23 protein-coding genes and 1 tRNA gene are annotated in these 21,227 nt (G+C 39.7%); 6 read left to right on the top strand and 18 right to left on the bottom strand.

Going from position 1 to position 21,227, the window contains the following annotated elements:
* Window positions 1-48: 48 nt before the first annotated feature.
* From VK159_RS07100 to VK159_RS07060, 9 genes are all read right to left on the bottom strand, one after another.
* Window positions 49-435: a hypothetical protein gene (locus VK159_RS07100; RefSeq protein ID WP_324229437.1), complete on the bottom strand. Its 387-nt coding sequence runs from the start codon at window positions 433-435 to the stop codon at window positions 49-51.
* A gap of 45 nt (window positions 436-480) precedes the next feature.
* Window positions 481-903 (bottom strand): hypothetical protein, encoded by a 423-nt coding sequence (locus tag VK159_RS07095; protein ID WP_324229436.1) that lies wholly within the window; start codon window positions 901-903, stop codon window positions 481-483.
* A 72-nt stretch (window positions 904-975) separates the two neighbouring features.
* The gene (locus VK159_RS07090; RefSeq protein ID WP_324229435.1) at window positions 976-1,635 is read right to left on the bottom strand and encodes a hypothetical protein; all 660 of its coding nucleotides are present in this window, start codon (window positions 1,633-1,635) and stop codon (window positions 976-978) included.
* Window positions 1,636-1,950: 315 nt separating this feature from the next.
* Complete coding sequence (locus tag VK159_RS07085) at window positions 1,951-3,561, bottom strand: hypothetical protein (RefSeq protein ID WP_324229434.1); 1,611 nt, start codon at window positions 3,559-3,561, stop codon at window positions 1,951-1,953.
* Window positions 3,562-4,004: 443 nt separating this feature from the next.
* On the bottom strand, window positions 4,005-4,391 hold the full coding sequence (locus tag VK159_RS07080) for a hypothetical protein (RefSeq protein ID WP_324229433.1): 387 nt from the start codon (window positions 4,389-4,391) through the stop codon (window positions 4,005-4,007).
* Window positions 4,392-4,442: 51 nt separating this feature from the next.
* Window positions 4,443-5,174 carry a hypothetical protein gene (locus VK159_RS07075; protein ID WP_324229432.1) on the bottom strand — a complete coding sequence of 244 codons (732 nt, stop codon included), beginning with the start codon at window positions 5,172-5,174 and terminating at the stop codon, window positions 4,443-4,445.
* 558 nt (window positions 5,175-5,732) lie between these two features.
* Complete coding sequence (locus VK159_RS07070) at window positions 5,733-5,984, bottom strand: hypothetical protein (protein WP_324229431.1); 252 nt, start codon at window positions 5,982-5,984, stop codon at window positions 5,733-5,735.
* 113 nt (window positions 5,985-6,097) lie between these two features.
* Complete coding sequence (locus VK159_RS07065) at window positions 6,098-9,100, bottom strand: Eco57I restriction-modification methylase domain-containing protein (RefSeq protein WP_324229430.1); 3,003 nt, start codon at window positions 9,098-9,100, stop codon at window positions 6,098-6,100.
* A 439-nt stretch (window positions 9,101-9,539) separates the two neighbouring features.
* The gene (locus VK159_RS07060) at window positions 9,540-9,944 is read right to left on the bottom strand and encodes a helix-turn-helix transcriptional regulator (RefSeq protein WP_324229429.1); all 405 of its coding nucleotides are present in this window, start codon (window positions 9,942-9,944) and stop codon (window positions 9,540-9,542) included.
* 129 nt (window positions 9,945-10,073) lie between these two features.
* On the opposite strand from VK159_RS07060, the gene VK159_RS07055 reads away from it, so the two are divergent.
* From VK159_RS07055 to VK159_RS07040, 4 genes are all read left to right on the top strand, one after another.
* Window positions 10,074-10,214, top strand: coding sequence for a hypothetical protein (locus tag VK159_RS07055; protein ID WP_324229428.1), 141 nt, complete (start codon window positions 10,074-10,076; stop codon window positions 10,212-10,214).
* A gap of 25 nt (window positions 10,215-10,239) precedes the next feature.
* Entirely contained in the window at window positions 10,240-10,587 is a 348-nt protein-coding gene (locus VK159_RS07050) for a hypothetical protein (RefSeq protein ID WP_324229427.1), read from the top strand.
* Window positions 10,588-10,987: 400 nt separating this feature from the next.
* A complete protein-coding gene (locus tag VK159_RS07045; protein WP_324229426.1) occupies window positions 10,988-11,407 on the top strand; it encodes a hypothetical protein in 420 nt (139 codons plus the stop codon).
* A gap of 189 nt (window positions 11,408-11,596) precedes the next feature.
* Complete coding sequence (locus VK159_RS07040) at window positions 11,597-11,905, top strand: hypothetical protein (protein ID WP_324229425.1); 309 nt, start codon at window positions 11,597-11,599, stop codon at window positions 11,903-11,905.
* Between the two features lie 483 nt (window positions 11,906-12,388).
* Here VK159_RS07040 and VK159_RS07035 read toward each other — a convergent pair.
* From VK159_RS07035 to VK159_RS07020, 4 genes are all read right to left on the bottom strand, one after another.
* Window positions 12,389-12,462, bottom strand: a tRNA-Pro gene (locus tag VK159_RS07035).
* A 14-nt stretch (window positions 12,463-12,476) separates the two neighbouring features.
* Window positions 12,477-13,487, bottom strand: a complete 1,011-nt coding sequence (locus VK159_RS07030; protein WP_324229424.1) for a phosphodiester glycosidase family protein — start codon at window positions 13,485-13,487, stop codon at window positions 12,477-12,479.
* A gap of 7 nt (window positions 13,488-13,494) precedes the next feature.
* Window positions 13,495-14,424 carry a lipoyl synthase gene (gene lipA, locus VK159_RS07025; protein ID WP_324229423.1) on the bottom strand — a complete coding sequence of 310 codons (930 nt, stop codon included), beginning with the start codon at window positions 14,422-14,424 and terminating at the stop codon, window positions 13,495-13,497.
* 30 nt (window positions 14,425-14,454) lie between these two features.
* Window positions 14,455-15,282: a hypothetical protein gene (locus VK159_RS07020; protein WP_324229422.1), complete on the bottom strand. Its 828-nt coding sequence runs from the start codon at window positions 15,280-15,282 to the stop codon at window positions 14,455-14,457.
* A gap of 100 nt (window positions 15,283-15,382) precedes the next feature.
* On the opposite strand from VK159_RS07020, the gene VK159_RS07015 reads away from it, so the two are divergent.
* Complete coding sequence (locus VK159_RS07015) at window positions 15,383-15,787, top strand: OsmC family protein (RefSeq protein ID WP_324229421.1); 405 nt, start codon at window positions 15,383-15,385, stop codon at window positions 15,785-15,787.
* Here the strand turns inward: VK159_RS07015 and VK159_RS07010 are convergent.
* The 5 genes from VK159_RS07010 to VK159_RS06990 form a co-directional block, all read right to left on the bottom strand.
* Window positions 15,777-17,045, bottom strand: a complete 1,269-nt coding sequence (locus VK159_RS07010) for a DUF2851 family protein (protein ID WP_324229420.1) — start codon at window positions 17,043-17,045, stop codon at window positions 15,777-15,779. The genes VK159_RS07015 and VK159_RS07010 overlap by 11 nt on opposite strands.
* 74 nt (window positions 17,046-17,119) lie before the next feature.
* Complete coding sequence (locus VK159_RS07005) at window positions 17,120-17,686, bottom strand: Maf family nucleotide pyrophosphatase (protein ID WP_324229419.1); 567 nt, start codon at window positions 17,684-17,686, stop codon at window positions 17,120-17,122.
* A complete protein-coding gene (locus tag VK159_RS07000; protein WP_324229418.1) occupies window positions 17,686-18,630 on the bottom strand; it encodes a geranylgeranylglycerol-phosphate geranylgeranyltransferase in 945 nt (314 codons plus the stop codon). The genes VK159_RS07005 and VK159_RS07000 overlap by 1 nt, the downstream gene beginning before the upstream one ends.
* 125 nt (window positions 18,631-18,755) lie before the next feature.
* Window positions 18,756-19,280 carry an HAD-IIIA family hydrolase gene (locus VK159_RS06995; protein ID WP_324229417.1) on the bottom strand — a complete coding sequence of 175 codons (525 nt, stop codon included), beginning with the start codon at window positions 19,278-19,280 and terminating at the stop codon, window positions 18,756-18,758.
* A 24-nt stretch (window positions 19,281-19,304) separates the two neighbouring features.
* Window positions 19,305-20,072 (bottom strand): Rossmann-like and DUF2520 domain-containing protein, encoded by a 768-nt coding sequence (locus VK159_RS06990; RefSeq protein ID WP_324229416.1) that lies wholly within the window; start codon window positions 20,070-20,072, stop codon window positions 19,305-19,307.
* Between the two features lie 65 nt (window positions 20,073-20,137).
* Between VK159_RS06990 and VK159_RS06985 the strand changes: the two genes are divergently transcribed.
* On the top strand, window positions 20,138-20,980 hold the full coding sequence (locus VK159_RS06985) for an alpha/beta hydrolase (RefSeq protein WP_324229415.1): 843 nt from the start codon (window positions 20,138-20,140) through the stop codon (window positions 20,978-20,980).
* Window positions 20,981-21,227: the final 247 nt, after the last annotated feature.

The following is a 21,227-nucleotide window of genomic DNA, read 5'->3' as shown; positions in this document are numbered from 1 at the left end:
ACGAAGCGAAGAAAAAAATTGTTTAGTTCTTTTATTACGACGAAGGAACTAGTCAACTAATGTATGTTTAAGTGTCTGTAATGAGTTTGCTAGCTTAATATCGTCCAAGCTTTTAATTCTGTATTTTCGATATATTTTTTCACCTTCTTGAAAGATCACTTCAAAGTCATTTGTGTCAACGGCTTCGACTTTTAAGTGTTTTTGATCAGGACGTAGTCCGTGGTTTACTGAACGTGAAATAGTCAAAGTATGCATAGAAGTACCCAGTCGAAAGTATTTGTCTTCGCCCTTTCCTTTTAATGTCAAAATGAAATGTAGAACAGGTTTGAGTCTTTCAAATCCCTCATGATTTTCAACCAGATCACTATATCGACTTTCAGTTTCCACCCAGGATTTAGCAAAACGATTTAGTATTTCTAATGTTCTTTCGTCCATTGTAATGAAAGGTTGTAATGATAATGCAGACGAACAAGCTGGAATTTATTTTGAATTTGGAGGAAGAAAGTCTTTTAAGTTAATGCCGGCGTTCTTTGCCAATTTTTCAAGGTCTTGCAAAAGCTTTTGCTCCATTGAAATGGTTTTGTCTTCAATGTCAATTCCGAGTATCTGTCCTATTTTATTATACAACTCATAACAAAACTCCCGATCCTCTGTATCTAAAACATAATCTTCAATTTTCTCCAGGTTTGCACGAACTGTTTTTTTAAGATCCTGCTCGTGTATGTTCTCTTGCATTAATTGTTGTAAAAGCTCCTTACAGCATGCATTCATCTCGGCATTCACAAACTCCCTGGTTTCCTCAGTTGAGTTTTCAACGGCTGGTTGTAGATGCTGGTATTCTTTAAATTTATCTACTGCTATAAAATCTTCGAGTTCAACCCGGATGTTTTCGATATTGTTCATTTGAATTATGTTTTTTTATTCTAATTCCCGGGGGCGGCAAGACCAGACTCCAGACCGAAAATCTAGCAATCGTTATTTTGGTATTTTAATCGGTAGATCTTTTATTCTGCCAGTTGAAAGTAAAATTGTATCACCAAATTTGTTCTTAATATAGTATGTATTGGATGTCATTACATCATAGCCATATGAATAGGCCACCGTGTCCACAGATTCTTGCCTTTGCTTCACGATTAGATATTGTGGTGTATCTTTTGTTGACTGATTGATAACAAGTGGTTTGATATTTTCCAACAATACCGGTAATTCATTCCCAAAAATTATTTCATCAATTTTGTTGTTTACAGCTTGCCGTTTTAAATGCTCAAAAAGGCGTATTTCGTCATGAAAAGATGCAAAGTCATCTTGCTTGCGAGGAGACAAAACATGAAGCATACTGTCAGTCAATTTAATTACATCATCCCTTTGAAAATAGATTTTGTAGGTGGTCTTCTCATTCCAAGGGTCCATACTGGCTTCATAAAAGAAATTTGAAATTTCAGTAGTTGGGTTAGTGGGAATAAAATAAACTATGTCTTGCTGCCAAATAGTATCACCATATTGAATGAAGAAGGTCTTATTCTCATAAATAGTGTCTTTAATATTTATTTGAGGCGTCGCTTTTTTAATAGAATTTTCAACGCATCCAAAAAACATGATAAAAAGTAATGGTGGAATTAAAGAATGTAATTTCATAACAGCTGCTAACGGTACGGCTTGACGATGTGGCGCTATTTGAAAATCGTCCTCCCGTAACAGTAGCTAAATTTATAACTAAACGTTCATTGTTTATTCCCCACCCGGTGTAAGTATCATTTACGATAAATTTAGGAAATCTGGCGCAAGAATGAGGCGGTGCTTTTGTGGGTTGGCTTCTTGTGTCTTGCTATGAAAGATTCTGTACTTCAGGCATCACCTGTCCCGCCCCAGCGGGAAGAAGCCAACACTCTTTCCTTCGCCTCATTCTTGCGCCAGGTACCGGTACCAACGTCCTTTACTCTCGCTTTTCTGTTACAATATTTCCAGGTAAAGAAGATTGTTTATCCGTGAATAATATTTTATCATGTTCAATTTGATTTCGCCAACGATAAAAAGAATTTTATTCTTTTCATACATCAAAGCAGATGGGGTGATTACATGACCTTTCATTTTTGTTTTACTGTCTATTACAGGATTCTTAAACAATAACTTGGCATTGGAGTCGTAACCAACCGATATTGGAATGATTCCTTCCGGTGTGCGAATTAAATTTATGTCCTTGTCCTCCATTTCTTTTTGATGATTCCTGGAATGATCAGAAAAAATGCAAATAAGTTTATCCTCATAAACATAGGTTGTATATCCCGTAAAAATGTTTGAAACCTGTTTTTTGGGCACAAATGCAACTGATGTTTTACCATCGGGTTTAAAGAAAGCATGAAGTAAGGGTCCTGAAAAATAGGTGGTCATATTTGATGTATGGCCCGTTGATGATGTCTCTAAATCGGTAGATACTACAATTGTTCCATCTTTCATTTCATTGATCTGAATGTCGTTTGCCTGCCCTGTAATTGAAATCGCTCCTTTTTTTCGTGTTGCAAAATCCAGATCAAAAGTTCTTTTTATTATTTCATCAGTAAATGCACAAAATACCGGGTTTGAAATTGTTTGTTTTTCGATTTGAACCTCAGCTAATAAAATTCCCTTAATGCCATCATCGTACTCCTGGATAAAATATTGACCACCCAGGTATAATTTTTTGCCGTCTGCAGATTCCTTCAAAACAAGCTTTGCGGGTATTTTTTTATCAGCAAAATTAATTACCGCAAATGTGCCTTTTGAATTGGCAGGCTGAAAAAAGATCCCTCTTTCGTAGAGACTTTTAAGTGCAGGATTATTATGGCGATATAAAATTACTTTATTACCATTGTTATCTACATGCAAATCCGTAACCATCAAATTACGGAGATTTACACTGGTAAACTCAGTTTTTTGAACAGGGGTAAGATCTGTATCTACTACGCTTGTTACGATGAGTTTGGGACTTGTATGCGCTAAGAATATCTTTTTTTCATCCGGTGAAACAGAGATTTGGCAATCCGTTTCATAATAGGTCTCTGCTAATCCGAATGAGCCGATGTTCTTTCGATCATATTCCAGTATAAGGCTTGTTTTAATAACTTTTAAATCGTTGAGATCAACCTTTGTGGCGTACATTCTTATTTTGTCATCATTTGTATAGCGGAAATAAACTACCAGGATGCCGGTTTTTGAATAATGCACTTTTGGTAAGAAAGGCCCTAGATCCTTTTCGTTATTGTCAATAGAAATTGTTTTCAGTTCTTTTAATTGTTCGTCGTATTGTTTTATGCTGATTCCATACGTCACTTTTTTCAGGTTTCCTATAAAAGCAACCTGCATTTTTCCGTAATCAATATTGGCTGCATATACATAGTTGCCATTTTTATAAAACGATGTTACATTGTCTTTCATATCGCCACCGTCACTTAAGCTAACTTTGAATTGTTGGGCAGGTGCCTCAATTGAAGAGATTGTAAAAAGCACAAGCAGGAGAAACAGGAATATGTTTGCTAACGAAAAATGAGTTGAAAAATGTTTCAGAGAAGCGTTGGTTGATGTCATCAGACTTTAATTAATAGTTTTAAGAACCAGGTATTTAAGAAAAATATTTTGTTGCGCTTGTTTTACTGGTTGCTGTCCTCACCAACCAGCTGTTTAATTTTTATTTCGGTTGGTGGGGACACCAACCGATAAGAAAGCGTGGTTAAAATAAGTACGAATACAATGCTGGTTAGTTTCATTTTTTTAATAAAGTAATGAATTGGAAACAACTTAAAAAAAAATCACGACCGCTAAATTTATAAGTGTGTGTATTCAAAACTTAACTGTGAGAATAAAGCCAGTGCTGATGTGCTCACCTCCTGTTGAAAAGAGGTCCTTACACTCGGGATCAGTTCTTACCTCCGTCCGGGGCTGGCGTTTGCTGCCCCACGGATGCCTGTACCTATCCGTTACTTATGTTGAAATAGAATGTTGTAGTTAGATTAATTACGACTGCACACAGGTCAGAGACCTGCGCCAGAGAGAGTATTCTTCTTTTTTCTCATGATAAAAATTATTCCATAAGTTCCCCCTGTTCCTTGATATGCAAAACTATAATCTCTTGATTCAACAAGCTCATATTGGTTTTCTGCCATGTGATTCAATACCGCTGCATATGATTTTTTGTTTGTCAGAATTTCAGATAAATCCTTTCCCGCAGTCATTTGTTCCGGAGAGTCACCTAAATCAACATCAACTTTAAGCTTTTTACTAAATGCCTTGCCTTCAATACTTATAAAAGCATAGCTGTAATTTTCAGTTTGTTTTCTATAAGAAGTGTCATTACTATTTTGAGCTGAAGCAGTATGAAAAATAAATGCAATAATAGTAAGAGTCAAAAGTAATCTCATGTTAATAGTATTATGAATTGATCGTTTGTCGTCACACCTCGCACCGACAAATTATTTTAAATAACACGCCATATCAATATTAGCATTTATCTGTCCTCTGTCAACATCTTTATATTTAATCCGTAACAGAATCTTACCGGTTGACTTCACTTTGCCAAAATTAATTTCAACAATTTTGGAAATCAATTTGTCAATTTTAAGATCATCCTTTTCTCCAAGATTTGAGCTTTCCTTTTTCCATGAGTATCCATCCCATTCTCCAAATGGAGTTGAAGCCGGCGCATTTATTTCATTGCTATATGGAACCGTATCATTGTTAAATACCACAATTTGCTTTTTAAGGTCAATTTCAAGCAATTCAATAAACTTTAATTCTTCATCTGTTGTAGTGAAGCTGATGTTACCGGCTGTATGTTTAACTTTTATCTGTACCGAACCTTTTACCACAACTGAAGGAGGCGACTGATTCATATCTGTAACTTTTTGATATTCTTCTATTGTAATACCAAATTTTTCATGATACGGCAGCCCTTCTCCTGCCTTGTAATTTTTAGAAAAATATTCCTCAATCCATTCTTTGTTATCTGCCATTGCTTTCTGAAAGCGCAATAGTATATCCTGGATTTCAGGAGAGAATGCAAAATCAAGAATCTCTGCAGTCATGTCGTCTTTATTCAAAATAGAATCAACAAATACAAAAGGTTTAGTTTGATCTTTTGGTACAGTTTGCCCATAGGCAACTTGTGAAATCATGGTTACGAGAAGTAAAATTCTATAAAGCATAATACAGTTTATTTATGTTTACAGCAAATTCTCCAAGTGCTGCAAACATTAACGTCGCTAAATTTAGGAAATCTGGCGCATGAATGAGGCGGCGCTTTTCCAGATTTGCTTTCCTGTGCCTTGCTATGCTAGATCCTGCACTTCAGGCACAAGAAGCCAGCACTCTTTCCTACGCCTCATTCTTGTATCAGGTACCCGATTTTTTTATTGCGTAGACACTTGGACTATACGGGGCTTCTCATAGGTTATATATAGTCTGTCGTTTTTTAAATGCAGTCTCACCTCCTTCAAGAATACCACATGCAGTCTTATTAGTTTTGCTACGCCTTGGTTCGTGTCTTCACGAACCATTGAGCAACTGAATATTCTTTCGTACGCCCGGGGTCTCACACAGTGGACCCCGAAATTTGTATATCCTAACTACCCGGTGAGGTTACCCAAGCCCTCGGGCCTTTTTATGTCAGCCCGGGGTCTCACGCAGCGGCCCCTGGGATTTAGTTTAATTATTCTTAGTCCGTGTCGGTTACACCAGACCTCGGGCCGACGAAGAAAATGTTTTTATCGTTCGCTTGTATCATAACAAATTTCTTCCCACTCTTTTATCAGCTCTTTGTGGTTGTCTTGGTTTTGATAAATGAGGGAGATAAACTTTTTGTTGCATTTGTACACATACAACAAATGATCAAGATGCCGCCTGCAGTTAGGATGATTGAATTGATATAAACAATCGGCAGCATTGCAACAATCTTCGTTGCCACAGGAATTACAATCGGGGCAGTAGCGGGAATCGGTGGGTATATGTTCGTGCATAGCTTTCAGTTATTAAGGGCGTACAAACAAAAACTTCTGAAAAATGTAACCCGGGAAATTATCCGGGGCATATTCAGAAGTTTTTGTAAAGTTATGTTTTTGCTGTTTGTTTATTATGAACCTTTTTCAATCAGGTCTATTTCTTCTTTTGTCAACTTGTAGAGCTCATACACTATTTCGTTTATTCGCTGTTCTGCATAGTCAATGCGGTTTTGTAGCTGGTCAGTTTTACTTGTTAAATTACTTTCCTGTTTATCTCTGTTCAACTTGTGTAGTTGTTCAACAAGTTTGACTATGTCAGACATTATCTGTTTATTGCCAAGTTCGATGGGTAACTGAACTAAAAATTGCTTGTTAGCTGCAAAATATCCACTGTTGAAATTAGTGCTGACCTTTTTTAAGTACCAATCCAAAACTTTGCTGTTTAAAAGACCTGTAATAAATAAGGGATTGATATTTTCTTTGATTATCCTTAACCCAAAGCCGCCTGTAGTTACGTTTACAAAATAGTAGCTCTTTTCATCATAATATGCGGCAAGTTCCTTAATCATGTAGGGAAGCATTATCTTAGGCTCATCCCACATTTCTAAGTTTTTAGGGTAAAGTTGATACCACCCTGAAGCCTTGAATTTGCCGTTTTCTCGATTTTCTAACAATGCTTTATTTTTTAGCAGATAATACCAAGCCAAAGGATATTGCGTTTTTAGCTCCTTTTCACTCATGAGAGTTGGCTGACCATCTTTTATGTGGTAAGGAAATAGAACCAATGCATTTGGATTAATCCAATGCTTACCGATTTGCCCACTTCTTACAACTTCTTTCAGTAACTCTGTTTCAATTTGTACTTCTTCATCTAATTCCTTTGAATAAACGGAGATTACCTTTTTGTTCGTTTTAAGGGTGTCTTTAAATAAAAAAACTGTATCAGCACTTGTTTGCAGCCCAACAAAGATTTTTGAAATCTCACCTAATTTTAAAGGCAAAGCTTCAAGCTTTGAAAATAGTTCTTGCTCATTGCCCGTTGATAAGTTCCATTCCTTATCGGTTATTCTTTTTGCGTCAATTGAGCCTTTTTTAGAAGTAAGGTTATTCTTCCATTCAACAAGATTATTAACTTCTGAAAAAGTGAATTCTTTAGACTTTTTATTACTTAGAAAAAGTAAACAGGTGTAGGTTGTTGCTCCTGTGAAAACTTGTTTATCGCCAAAATGTACAATTTCAGTTAGATTTTGACCTTTACTTAAAATTTCTCTAGTTGGTACGCCATATTTGGAATTAAAAAACTTGTGCGGCAGGATATATCCTGACATTCCCTTCTCGTTCAAAATCTTCAGTGCTTTTTCGATGAATAGAACATAAATATCGTAATTGCCGACGGCAGCGGTTTTATAATTGTTCGCAAAGTAGTTTAGACTTTCTTTAGAACTATTTAAGAATTGCACTCGTATGTATGGTGGATTCCCAATCACACAATCAAAGCCACCCTGTTTAAATACTTCAGAGAAAGCCTTCTTCCAACTAAAAGGTTTAATTTTTCGTTCTTCACCAAAATCCAGTTCAGTATTATAAAAATCAACATCAATTAAGCTGTTACCACATTTAATATTATCGTCGAGCGTCGGTAATATACGTTCGTGAAAAAGGCGGAGCTGTGTGGCAATACTGGCTTCTGTTTCACCTTCCATACATTTTAGTAATAATGAAAGCTTGGTTACTTCCACGGCATTTGCATCGAGGTCAACACCGTAAATATTATTTAAGAGTATGCGTTTCTTTTCTGCTGTGGTAAGATTGCCATCTGGTGTAAGTGGATTGTCTTTACTGCCTTTGCTCGGTTTGCCATTATTGCTGTAATAATCTTTGTGCCAGTTAAGCAGGAACTGGTAAGCACCAATTAAAAAACTGCCACTGCCACAGGCCGGGTCAACAATTTTTAATTTGCTTATCTCCTTAGGTGTTTTTCCTTCGGTGAGTTTGCCCACCGTATTGTTTACAATGTACTCTACAATATATTCAGGTGTATAGTAAACACCGCCAGCTTTTCTTACCTCCGGCTTTTCTTCAATAAGGGCTTTGCCTGTTTTGGAGAGTGTAATGGTTTTACCTAAAAACTGTTCATAAGCACTGCCAAGAATTTCAACTGACAATACAGAAAACTCATAAGGACTTAATGGATAGTAAAGATCATTGATAATGCTCTTTATTACTTTATTATCAATGGCAATACTATCGCTGATCTTGTCTTTTTTAAAATCGAACAGGCCGGAATTGTATTTCTGATCGGCGGTGTGAAACTGCCGGAGAAGGTTTTGGTAATAATCATCGCCTTTTAACGTGTCTTTTAAATTACCATAGTTCTCAACACTTCTATCTTCTGCTATGCGTAAAAAAATAATCCGGTCGATAATATGCTGAACAATAAAATTCAGTTCATCTTCATCAATATTATTCCGCAGTGCAATATTGTTTGCAAGAAATGTTCGCCATGTATCAAGCGATTGAAGAAACTCATGATCAACTGTAGTGGTTCCTTTTTTATGCTTATCGCTTTGGATAAATTTATCAAAACTTCCTTTTAAAACCCGTTCCTTACTGAATGTATCCCAGATGAAATCAAATTCATTTAAGTAGTTGGAATAAGTGAGATACTTTAAGCGGCCATTGCTGGCTTTGTCTGTTGGGTTTGGTTTTTTTGTGCAATCGTAGATGGCAAACTCTTCAAAGTCGGTAATAATGCTGATGGGTAGCTTAGCACTCCAGCCATAACGCCGAACCTGATAGGCAGGTGTAATATCATCTTTAATAAGTACGCTTGGTTTTTTCGCTTCTACAAAAAACAAACGCTTTCCCCCACTTAGCCTGAAAGAATAGTCGGGTGCTTTTGTTGCTCCACCTACTTTCACCCTGTCTTCATGTATTACTTCACGGTAGCTTTCTGCAAATCCATGTTCATTGTCAACATCCCAACCTAATGCTTTAAAAAACGGATCAATGAAATCACGCCGGGTTAGGGTTTCGTTATAATCGGCACGATGATAAGATTCTTTTTGTTCGTGAAAGCGTTCAACAAGCTGTAAGATTTTCTGAATAGCAGAGTCCTTAGTAGGAAAGTTCATAAGCAGTTTGGCAGAATTGGTTGCCAAACGCTGGGTTCAGACCGGAGCAAAAAAAGGGGTGCTCCTACATCTGAATCCTATCTACAGAAGGTACGACCAAGCACCTAAACAGAATTGAAAACAGCAAGGAATGCACCCGTACGGGTGCATCGCATGAACTGTTTCTTTCTGTTTTCTAAAATTGGTCGTTTTACTGTAGAAGAAACGTCAGCAACGCAAAGCGTTATTGATAATATGTTTTGTCGGTAACAAATCTAATGGAAAAGGGTCATACGCAGAAAATGGTTGTTGGCGGGGCGTAGCTGACTCACTGTTACTAGAAGCGTTGCTGAGGCTGGGTCGGCTGGTTAAAATTACAATCTCACATATCAGCTGAGAATCAAGGATCAAAATAAATAAAAAAAGCCCCCGTCACCGGAGGCATTCAAAAAAACTCGCTTTATTTTCTTTCAAATAGCTTCTGTAACAATTCAATCTTCTCATCCTTCTCTTTCAACATCCTTTCATATAACTGAATCATTTTGTCAATAGGATCGATTGTGCATTGATAATTTATTGTTGGCCCGGCATTAATCACCGAACCATCATAGTTATTTTGAATATTCAATAACGCAGCTTCTTCATCAAAATTCTTTATCGCTTCCACAGGCACCTTCAACGCCTTCGCCACATCTTCCAAAATACCTGCTTCAAGCTTATCCTTTGCTTCCAGCAACGAAATTTTCTTTTGGTTCCACTCATCACCCAACGCAGCAGCCAATGCTTCCTGCTTTATCCCTAACATTTCACGAAAGCGTTTTACATTACGTCCTTCATGTATCGTTTTAGTTGTGCTTGTATCCATAAAACAAATATAAGTTTCCGCTATCACAAATGAAAGTGCATTAATACACCCCTTGCGCATAAATTATCCCCCGCATAGGAATAATCTATCCCCTCGCAGAATTGCATATCCCTCCACAGCCCATCAACTTTGTACAGTCAATACACAACCATCAGCCCGGCACTCACCACTAACAACTCACAACTCACGACTATCGGCTATCGGCTACCAACTATCGGCTATCAACTACCAACTATCGGCTATCAACTACCTGCTCACCATGAACCATGAACTATGAACTATTAACCATCAACCAATGCTATACCATCAACTCCCACCGCAATTCAACAACACCCCGGTCCGCTTAAGCAACAAGGAAGCAAAGCATGCCTGCAAATTCATCCAAACCTTTTTCGGCGCCTATCATCTCCACGAGATTCGTCGCTCACTCGCCGCACTTACTGAGATAGCCCTTACCACAAACAATACCCATTTCGAAGATGCCAAAGAAAGAGACAGCATCCTCTGGTTCTACTACGAGCTCGAGATATTCATCGAAGCTGTATGGTTCCAGAATCAGTCAGCTATCAAATCCAAACCTAAACCCAAAAAGAAAAACAGTAAAGGATCAAGGAACAAGAAACAAGGCACAGGAGCTTCGTAGCAAGCCCGCAACCGGGAACACGCAGCCGGTAACCAATCATTAAATAAACAACATGCATACAATAAATCAACCTATTACACAGAGGATGATCGTGAAAGCACAACAGTTATTCACTACAGTAGCACCAAATCCAAATCAAGGCGTAAACCGAAAACCAGGCTGTCGAAGATCCCGGCCGCACTTGTCCCGACGAGCGAAGCATCTTCGGGAGCGTCGGGATACATTGGTTTTCGGGGTCCTTTTTGTTTCTTTTTGGACAACCTGTCCCGATGAGCGAAGCATCTTCGGGAGCAAAAAGATAAAAGAAAAAGAGTTGAACCAACAACAGGATGTTGAAAGTCTTTTACGTACCTCAATAGCGATCCAAACTCATAACCTTTAACCCTTAACCCCCTTATCTATGTCTTACTCCGAACAGGAATTCATCAAACTCCTCTTCCTCCTTTCCGACACACAGCAATGGCTCACACAAATGAGTAATGATCTCTTTGCTCAGCTACCAAACTCAAGCCGTTTAAAACAAAAGTCTTACTATCTCAGCATCACAGCATTTGCCCACATCATTGAACGGCACTACTACCGCATCGAACGGCACCCTGGCACAGGAAAGTTTTGTCTGCCTGTTCACGACATCATTCAACACATCAAAGAAGCAAAGGAAGAAACAACACAACCTGTACATGGCACCTTAAACTATTACCGCACCAAAGACACAGGCACCATCATCGGGCACGAACGTAACGGCAATCCCACTTCCCTCATTACAGTCATCACCTGCCCTGCGGGTAATATCATCACCGCCTTTCCCGGCTCGCCTTAACAGTATTTCATCCGTGTACCTCCGTGCAATCTGTGAGCAACCATCACCAACAGCTCACTCTTCTTGTCATTTCGACGTTAGTGCCTGTCCCGTTTTACGGGAAGAAATCTGCTAAGCCTTTGCACCTCAGCAGATCCCTCGTACCTCGGGAAGACAACTCACATCAACAGCAGCATAAAACATCATCACATGAGCACACTTTCCATCCACCAACAGAAAATGAAAATGCAGTTGCAACAAACCAATTGCAGTAAAGATCAACTCTGGAACATCATCGAAGATCATTTCAGGTATTACACCGCACCGGGCATCAAAGACGAACTATGGATGTTAACCATAGCCATCCTTTCAAGTGATCAGGCTCCCGAAGTAGAAACCGGCAACGACTGCAACAGCCGACTTCATTTTTATGAACAAAGCATCCTTTTCATCGAAGCAGTAGACCAATTATACCGGCAACACGAAAAGAAAAAGAAAAAACGAAAATCAGAACCCTGACCAAAAGCCGTCTGTAGAGCCTCCTGCCACAGCCACTGTTCCCTTCCCGCCCCAACATCTCAATCCAGCACACCAATTCCTAATTCCCAATCCCTAATTCCCAATCCCTAATTCCCTATTCCTAATCCCTTTGCCTATTGCCCTTTGCCTATTGCTCATTGCCCTTTGCCTATTGCCCATTGCCTACATCCTTCGCTTATTAAGCCACTTTACTCCCACTCAACTCCCATGATACTCCCTATTAAAAGCGCTCACAACGTATAAATCCGTCAGCTTCCGCTCACCTCAACACAGTATCTAAGGCATTGCATCTGCCAATCCTGGACCATGGTCTTTTAAGCCGGGGCGCTGGTTTCATTTACCTGCATCCATGGCCGGCCCTGCTCCAGAACTGAACGCTTCTGCTAACAAACTCATGCAGCAGCTTCAGCAAATCCTTAAGCAATACCAATAGGATAAATGATTGTCTCTTTGAAACGAATGTCGGGATGACTGGATTCGAACCAGCGACCTCTTCGTCCCGAACGAAGCACGCTACCGGACTGCGCTACATCCCGAAGGAGGTATAAAATTATTTATTTTTTGCTTGAATCATAAACACACCAGGCACCGGACGTTGCCCTTCTTTATCACTTGGCTTGATGGTTTCCTTTCCATTAACCAACATGCAGCTACTTCCACCCCCATCGAGGTTTAATGCTTCCACACATCCAAGATCTAGTAAGAGTTTTGCTAATTGCGTTAACGAAGCACCTTCTGCAATACCGGGCATACGACCTTGCACAACAAGAATAATGAGTTTGCCATCAGCTGTATAACCCATGGCTGTTCGTGGATGTTTATCGTTGATGGCTTTGTCCATGAACATCCGCTCTTCGTTATTGGTTATTTGTATTTCTTCTTTTTGAATTAGTACCGGTCCCCCGCCAATAGCGGTTTGCATCTTCCATTTGCGAAAAATTTTTTCGAAGAATAAATGATGTTCCTTGTGGAATCGTTTATTACGTGGCACTTTAAACGATGAAACCCACTCATAAGGAATAAAGGCTAAAGAATCTTTGCGAGGATTCCAATTATCTTGTGATGCTAATGCTTTTTTCTTTGTGCTGTCAGTATACAACCAAGCCACGTCAGCTTTTCTTTTTTTACTGATGCCAATGGCTGAACGAAATGTATGCATATACATCAAGGTATCCTTTCCTTTCAATGCAGTTGTATGCACATTGTATGAAACAAGTTTTCCATCTTTGATCACTGCATTCAAATTCCTGTTCGTAGCAAAATCAAAAAAAGTTCCATTCACCACCAGTAAAGGCTGCTGATTCTTTTCATAAAACTGTTGTGGAGTAAAGCGGCGTTTGTAAGTTGTATCAGTAGTAAAATTCAGTTTCCTGTCTTTCAAATCAGCAATTAGATAGTAAGCAATATTGGGCTTCCCTTCAATTTTATCATTTGTGGTATATACATGAACTGATGAAGGCAATGATCCAAAAAGAGAATCAACATTCTTCCAGTGAACCTGTGCTAAACAAAAAGGAGCAGTGATGATATACAACACTGCTCCAAGTAATATTTTCTTCATAAAAGATCTATGCAATAAAATTTGCTTTCTCTTCTTCCCATTTGGCTCTGCCATAACCGGGAACCACATGCTTTTCACTATGATAACTTGAACGCACCAACGGACCACTCTCCACATAATCCAATCCAATGCTGTAACCAATTTCACGGTACTCAGCAAATTCATCGGGATGAACAAAACGTTGTACAGCTAAATGTTTTTTGGTTGGTTGCAGGTACTGACCGATCGTTACCACGTCCACTCCGTTATTCTTCAAATCGTTTAACGTTTGAATCACTTCTTCTTTTGTTTCACCCAAACCCAACATGATACCGCTCTTCACCCGCATACCATTTTCTTTCAGGTAACGTAACACATCCATACTTCGCCAGTACTTGGCCTGAATACGCACCTGCCGTGTTAAACGTTCAACCGTTTCAATGTTATGCGATACTACTTCAGGATGTGCTTCCACTATACGTTGCACATTTTCCATCTGGCCTTTAAAATCAGGGATAAGGGTTTCCAATGTTGTATCGGGGTTCAATGCCTTTACTGCCCTGATGGTATTGTACCAGATAATGCTGCCACCATCTTTAATTTCATCACGATCCACAGACGTAAGTACAGCATGTTTCACTTTCATTAAATGGATGGCTTCGGCTACACGTTGCGGTTCGTCCCAATCAACCGGATCGGGCCGGCCTGTTGCTACGGCACAAAAACCACAGCTGCGGGTACAGGTATTACCCAATATCATAAACGTGGCTGTACCTTCTCCCCAGCACTCGCCCATGTTTGGACAATTACCACTTTCGCAAATAGTATGAAGTTTATTCTTATCAACAAGATTACGAACATGGCGATAGCTTTCACCAATGGGTAAGCGTACTCTCAGCCAATCGGGCTTTTTTAATTTCTGCTCTGCGGCAGCATCATTCACTACAATTTCCTGCATAAGTTCATCTAAATGAGGGGCAAAGTTAGGCTACTTTCGTTTACCAAACATAAGGGCTATATAGCCGTTAAAAAACACCTGCTGCTCGGGGTTCAGCAGCATGATCTGCACTTTACGGGAATATGCTTCGATGTTCATGCCTATTTCAATGGCGGTCACCACTTCATTAAATCGTCCGTAATCGAAACGCAGAGCTGCTTTTGCATGTACTCCGGGAACAAATTTTAATTCGTTCCAGCCAAAACGCAAGCCTGTACCCATAAGAATAGTTGGAGCGGGCGCAAGAAAAAGGCCGCTGTCTGCAGATGTATACTTTATATTTCGTGTACCCTCAGGGGTATTATCCTGCACACGAACATAATATGGACGTTCTAACCCTGCAGAAAAACCGCCAGCGTAAATAGCATGTACCGCAACACCGTTCTTATTAGTTTTACCGCCAATCATCCGTTGTTGCCCATATGACAATTTCAATTGGTAAAAGCTGTTACGCTTACCATACACGAAAGGGTTACCAATTTGAAGGAAACCATTATTATCTAATATCCTGTTGATTTTTTGTTCCTTAGGATGTTTCTTTTCGTTGAACTCAAGTGCAAAAAGATTGGTTGTTTTTACAGTTTTCAAATAACCTCTTTCATAAACCACTCCCCATCCATCGGTATTGAGGCGTAACCCAAATACATTTTGTTTATTGAAGACAAGTGCACCTTCTTCCTGCTGGCGGATAAGATTATCAATTTTCTCCCTGCGTGCTTCTTTCTTTGCATCACGCTCTGTTTTACGGACATTTTTTTCCTGTGCAACAGTTGTACTCATTACCAGTAGAAGAGCGAAGCTTAGGTAAATTATTTTCACAAGCCTGAAATTATTGTTTGAACGTAAATTTACAGATTAAAACGATAGATGTGGCATTGTGGTATATTGCCACCAATTTCTGAACCATAAATTTAACAACATGACCTCCGCAATTGTTTATAAAGGCGAATTACGTACCGAAGCAGAACATCTCCACAGTCACAGCAAAATTGAAACCGATGCCCCGCTCGACAACCAGGGCAAAGCTGAACGCTTCTCCCCCAGCGACCTCGTTGCAACGGCTTTGGGCAGCTGTATGCTCACCATCATGGGTATTAAAGCAAGGGATATGCAAGTAAATCTTGAAGGAGTAAAAATTAATATTCAAAAGCACATGAAATCGGAGCCACGGCGAATTGGTGCTGTTGATGTAACCTTTCATTTTCCATCACATCTTCAGCTCGATGAGAAGCAGAAAACCATTTTGCAGAATGCAGCACTCACCTGCCCGGTAGCAAAAAGTATTCATCCGGATATTGAACAGAACGTAGTGTTCAACTGGTAAACTGCATTTTTAAAATACTGTTGCCAACAGCACATTGCAGACAACGTTTTGCTGTACAGTAATTCTTTTTCAGGAAAAGTAATGCCTGTGAATCGAATGCTGATTGATGAGTTGCACCTGCATCTTCCCATTGCTGTGTGATGCTGTTTCGTTCTTTCGGCATTTGCTGCAACCATTGAATAGCCTTTTCCTTTGTGTGTTCATTGTGCTGTTCATCGGCATAAACAAACAACAATGGAATAACAGTATTGATGAGCAGGTTATCGATCATTGTTTTACCCAATTGCTTTTTACGATAGGCGCTTTCTTCATTGAGCATGTAATGATAATGCCAGTAATCATTTGCAGTTACTGAAAACATTTGCCTGGTATCATCAAGGCTCTTTGCTTCCATCACTTTTGAAAACAAATGATTTGATTGATGGATAAGCATCGCCAGCTGAGCCAACCTGATCGTGGGAAAATTCGAAGGCCGCATCCGCAAAAAATGGATGGGATGAGATACTGGCTTTAACTGATGTTTCTGCTGCAGAAATTTATATTCTTTCTGCAGCATGATGGGATAATCTTCTGCAAACTCGCCAATCAATAATCCCGCCTGTCCCAACAACAATGCTTCAATTTGATGGATCTGGTTCTTGTGTTTAGCCAACAATGTTACAGGCAAGCTTTGAGCAATAGCTCCAAATGCATCAGCATTCAACGGACTGCCGAAATTTCTTGCAAGCAGTTGCCAGAATGCTTCCTCCCAATGACGATTGGTTTGCTGCAGTATGTTTTGAATATGTTCATTTTTCTGTTGCAACCGTTCAGCCACCATTCGTTCCTTCCAGCTATCCCAAACAATTTCACTTACCTGTTGTAACTGGGTTTCGCAAGCAACAAAACTATTTTGCTCCATCAGTTGACGGTAGTGTTGCAACAAAGAAGATGAAATGCGGTTCTTTAACTCAAGAACAGGAATTGTGGTTTCAGTTGTTTCATCATGTTCATACACCACATGCAGGATCACATTGTTGTAATGTTCGTCATCGGTATGACCATGCTTCTGCCAATCACTTGTTTTTAAATGGAGTTCAATTGTACCGGCCCATGTAACATTATTGATGAGCAACCTGGCATGCAAAAAATCAGGGCCTTGATTTGTATTGAGTAATCCCTGTGAAATAATTTGTACAGGTTCCTGATGAACAGTTGAAAGATAATCACGGTTAAAGTATAGGTGCTGCCAGATAAATTGCAGCAGGTGTTCGTTCATGAGCAGCAATTTGAAGGTTTAAGAATTGGTTGATTTGAAAATTAAACAAAGAACTTCGCATTGTCAACACCTGCTCAATTTTCAAATTCCAGAATAGCCTTCATCACCCTGCTCACAGGTAATCCCATTACATTATAAAAATCGCCTTTCACCCGTTTAATACCAACCACACCGATCCATTCCTGGATAGCGTAAGCACCGGCTTTATCGTAAGGCTTGTATTTGTTTACATAAAATTCGATCTGCGGCTTACTGAGTTGATGAAACTCCACTTCAGTAATATCAGCAAATGCCATCTCCGTATCATCACGCATCAATACCACACCTGTAATCACCTGGTGTACCTGGCCGGATAGTTCGCTTAATATCTGTACCGCATTTTCTTTGCTTGTTGGTTTGCCGATCACTTTTCCATTCAACACAACAATTGTATCAGCTGCAAGGATCAATCGGTCGTGACTCAATTCTTCTTTTACTGCCAATGCTTTGTTTCGTGCAATGTACACAGGCACTTTTTCTATACTTAACGAAGCCGGATACATTTCATCCGTTTCCTTTACTATTACATCAAAAGGAATTTCTGCCCACTCCAGCAATTGCTTGCGCCGGGGCGATTGAGAAGCAAGAATGATTCGTTCCATCAGGCAAAAAATTTAAACAATACCATGGAGACAATTCCGGTGAAGATCACCGCTTTGATCCATTTACTTAACAAAGAAAAATCCTTTGTTTGGTTCGCTTTGAACAACAGGAATAAAACATAGGCCGTAGGAAGAATGATCAACAGGAAGTTGTAGCCGGCAGCGATCCACATCCTGAACTGCAGCACGTAAAACAAAACCACGATCAGTAGCACAAGTAAGATCACCATCCAGATCGATACAAATACTTTTGAAAACGGAACGCCCCATACGATCGGCATGGTTTTACAACCATACTTGGCATCACCATCCATGTCTTCAATATCTTTTACCACTTCACGAATAAGCGTAATGATAAAGGCAAAACTGGAATACAGAATTGCCAACCTTAATAATTTTTGATGTGATCCCGGTTGCACCGGATGCATGAGATCGGTTTGCTGATGAACTGTCAGCAGGTACACCACAAACACAACCCATGCTGTTAAAAGTGAAATGAGAATATTGCCGGTCAATAATCGCTTTTTAAATGTTGTACTGTAAAACCACAATACAAATACACAGCCCATGTTTGCAAAGCCGATGATCCAGTTACCATTCTGCAAACCGATGTAGAAACCCATCAGTACGCCTGCAAATGAAAAGAATAGATGAAAGAAAATAGCCCATCTCCTGCTGATGCTTCGATCAACCACCATTCTGCCGGGCTTATTCACCAGATCAATATTCAAATCAAAATAATCGTTGATCACATAACCGGCTGCTGCAATAAATACGGAGGAAAGACAAAGAATAAAAAACAGTTGATGATACTCTCTCGTCATGTAAATACTCCCAAACATTACAGGTTTTACCACGCAATAGAAAAACAGCACTTGTGTTAACGCAATAAAAACAAGATTGGGCCAACGAATGAGTTTAAAAAAATCAGCGAGCTTCTGCATCGGTTAATTTATGATGTGAAGATAAGTCGAAATGCCAATAAGCAATGGACAATGGGCAATGAGCAACTGGCAAACGTTACAAATTTCTTTTTTGCTTATTACCAATTGTCTATTGACCGTTGATTTTATAACGCACTTACTCCCGCTGCCTCAACCGCCCAGTCATCATTCAGCTTTAACACTTTCTCAATTACTTCACGCACACAACCTTTACCGCCGTTGATGGTTGAAATAAAAGTTGATACAGCTTTTATTTCAGGCACTGCATCAGCCGGGCAGGCCGAAAGCCCCACCAACTTCATCACTTCCAGATCAGGGATATCATCGCCCATAAACAGGGTTTCTTCCCATTTCAAATGATTAGAGAGTAGGAACTGTGCCAGCACTTCTTCTTTATCCTTCACTTTCATGAACACATTACGTATGCCGAGATATTCCAGTCGCTCTGCACAGGGTTTGCTAACACTGCCTGAGATCACTGCAACGTTGTAGCCTTTCTTTACTGCTAACTGTAAAGCATAACCGTCTTTTATATTCATCGTGCGGATATGCTCGTTGCCGGGCATAATGATGAGTGAGCCATCGGTGAGCACACCATCCATGTCAAACACAAAAGTCTTAATACCGGAAAAACGTTCGAGCAGGTTCATACGTAATTGTTGCGGCCGAAGTTCTTACTTTTTTCGATACAGCCTTCTTATGCTTTCCGAAAGTTCGTGGTAAAGATCCTGTAAGTGCTCATCGATCTCCAACAGCAGCAAATGCTTTTTAATGGTTTCTTCATCGCCCCTGCGAGCCGGACCTGTTTGCATATCCACCGCACTGCCTTGTGTTAACCGACAGGCCACTTCAATAATGAGCGGGTGCAATAATTTAAAATCGAGGTGACGGTCTTTGCAATAATCTTCAGTCAACGCATACAAATGATTGGTGAAGTTGCTCACCATTACAGCTGCCAGATGCATCTTTAAACGTGTATCATCATCGGCGGGTTGAACATTATCGGAAAAGGAAGCAGCAAAATCGGCCAGCAACACATTCACTTCATCTGAATTTCCATCTACTAAAAAAGGAACAGGCGGAATAACGATCATCTCCTTTCGCAAACTTTGCAGCGGATACAACACCCCATAGTTTGGTGAACTGTTACGCAACACATCTTTGTTTACACTGCCCGCCGTATGTACCAATATCTTCCGTTTTAACTTCAGCTGCTTTGCCAGCTCAGGAATTGCAGTGTCTGTTACGGCCATGATACAAATGTCCGCTTCGCTGGTAATATCGTCTAACGAAGCAATGGCTTTTGCATGTACTTTGGCAGCAAGTGCTTCTGCATAGGCAGTATTCCTGCTCCACACCTGCGCAATTGTGTGGTCTGCTTTTTTGATCATTTTGGCAAGCACCGTGGCTGTGTTACCCGAACCGAGGAGAACAATGTTCATACAATGCAACAGTTAATGAAACGGAAGAAGTAATTTGCAACAAAGTAAAACAGTATTACCGAAATATGAAACTCGCCCAGAAATTAGTGATCGGTTATTACAAGGCAAAGCTGAACCTGTTTGCCAAACTATCGAAACGCAAAGCTGCAGAGAAGGCATTTGAATTATTCTGCACACCTTACACTACTAATAAAAAGAAGGCCCCGGCGGTATTTGATAAAGCAGAAAAGCTGCATTTAAAATTTGAGAATTACCAGTTGGTTGGTTATCGCTGGAATCATCCACAAACAAAGAAAGCACTCATCCTGCATGGCTTCTCTTCTACTGTAAAAAAGTTCGATCACTTTGTAATGCCTTTGGTGAAGAAAGGTTATGAAGTTATTGCGTTTGATGCTCCGGCGCATGGCGACAGCAGCGGCAAAACTGTAAATGCATTCCAGTACAGAGATACGATCAAAGCAGTGTATGAAAAATTCGGCCCCATACATTCATTTATTGCACATTCATTTGGTGGTTTAGCGCTTTCTCTTTTTATGGAAGAACAACAATACCAGGAAAACAAAAAACTGGTGTTGATTGCTCCGGCAACCGAAACAGAAAGAGCGGTGAACACCTTTGCTGCTTTTCTTCATATTGATGAAGTGGTGAAAGAAGAGATGAACAACATTATCAGGGAACGCAGCGGACGAGAGCCGTATGAAATTTCCATCCGACAAGCCGCTCAAAAAATGAAAGCTGAAGTGTTATGGATACATGATGAGGATGATGATGTAACTCCCTGGGCCGATGCAGAAAAAATTCAGCAAGACGATCATCCCAACTTTCAGTTTATGCTCACCAAAGGTTTGGGACATCGACGTATTTACCGGGATAACAAAGTGAAGAAGGCAATTATTGAGTTTTTGTAAGTTGTTATTACTACTTTTTCTTAAGCCAATGATGTTCATTCACAATTCAGTTGAGCAGACATCTTCCTTGATTTTCAATCACTCATCACGCATCATTCACCCCTCTTTCCCCATTCTTTTCGTCCATTTATCAATCATTTTATAATATTGTGCTGCCGATGTCCGCAAAAAAACCGGCTTGTTCAACCAACTTATGGCTAAGAATTTACTGATTGTAGAGAGCCCTGCGAAAGCAAAAACGATTGAA

Source organism: Lacibacter sp. (assembly GCF_035299325.1).
In the GTDB taxonomy this organism is placed as follows: domain Bacteria; phylum Bacteroidota; class Bacteroidia; order Chitinophagales; family Chitinophagaceae; genus Lacibacter.
The sequence above is the reverse complement of the archived record's forward strand: the minus strand, read 5'-3'. Positions and strand labels throughout refer to the sequence as shown.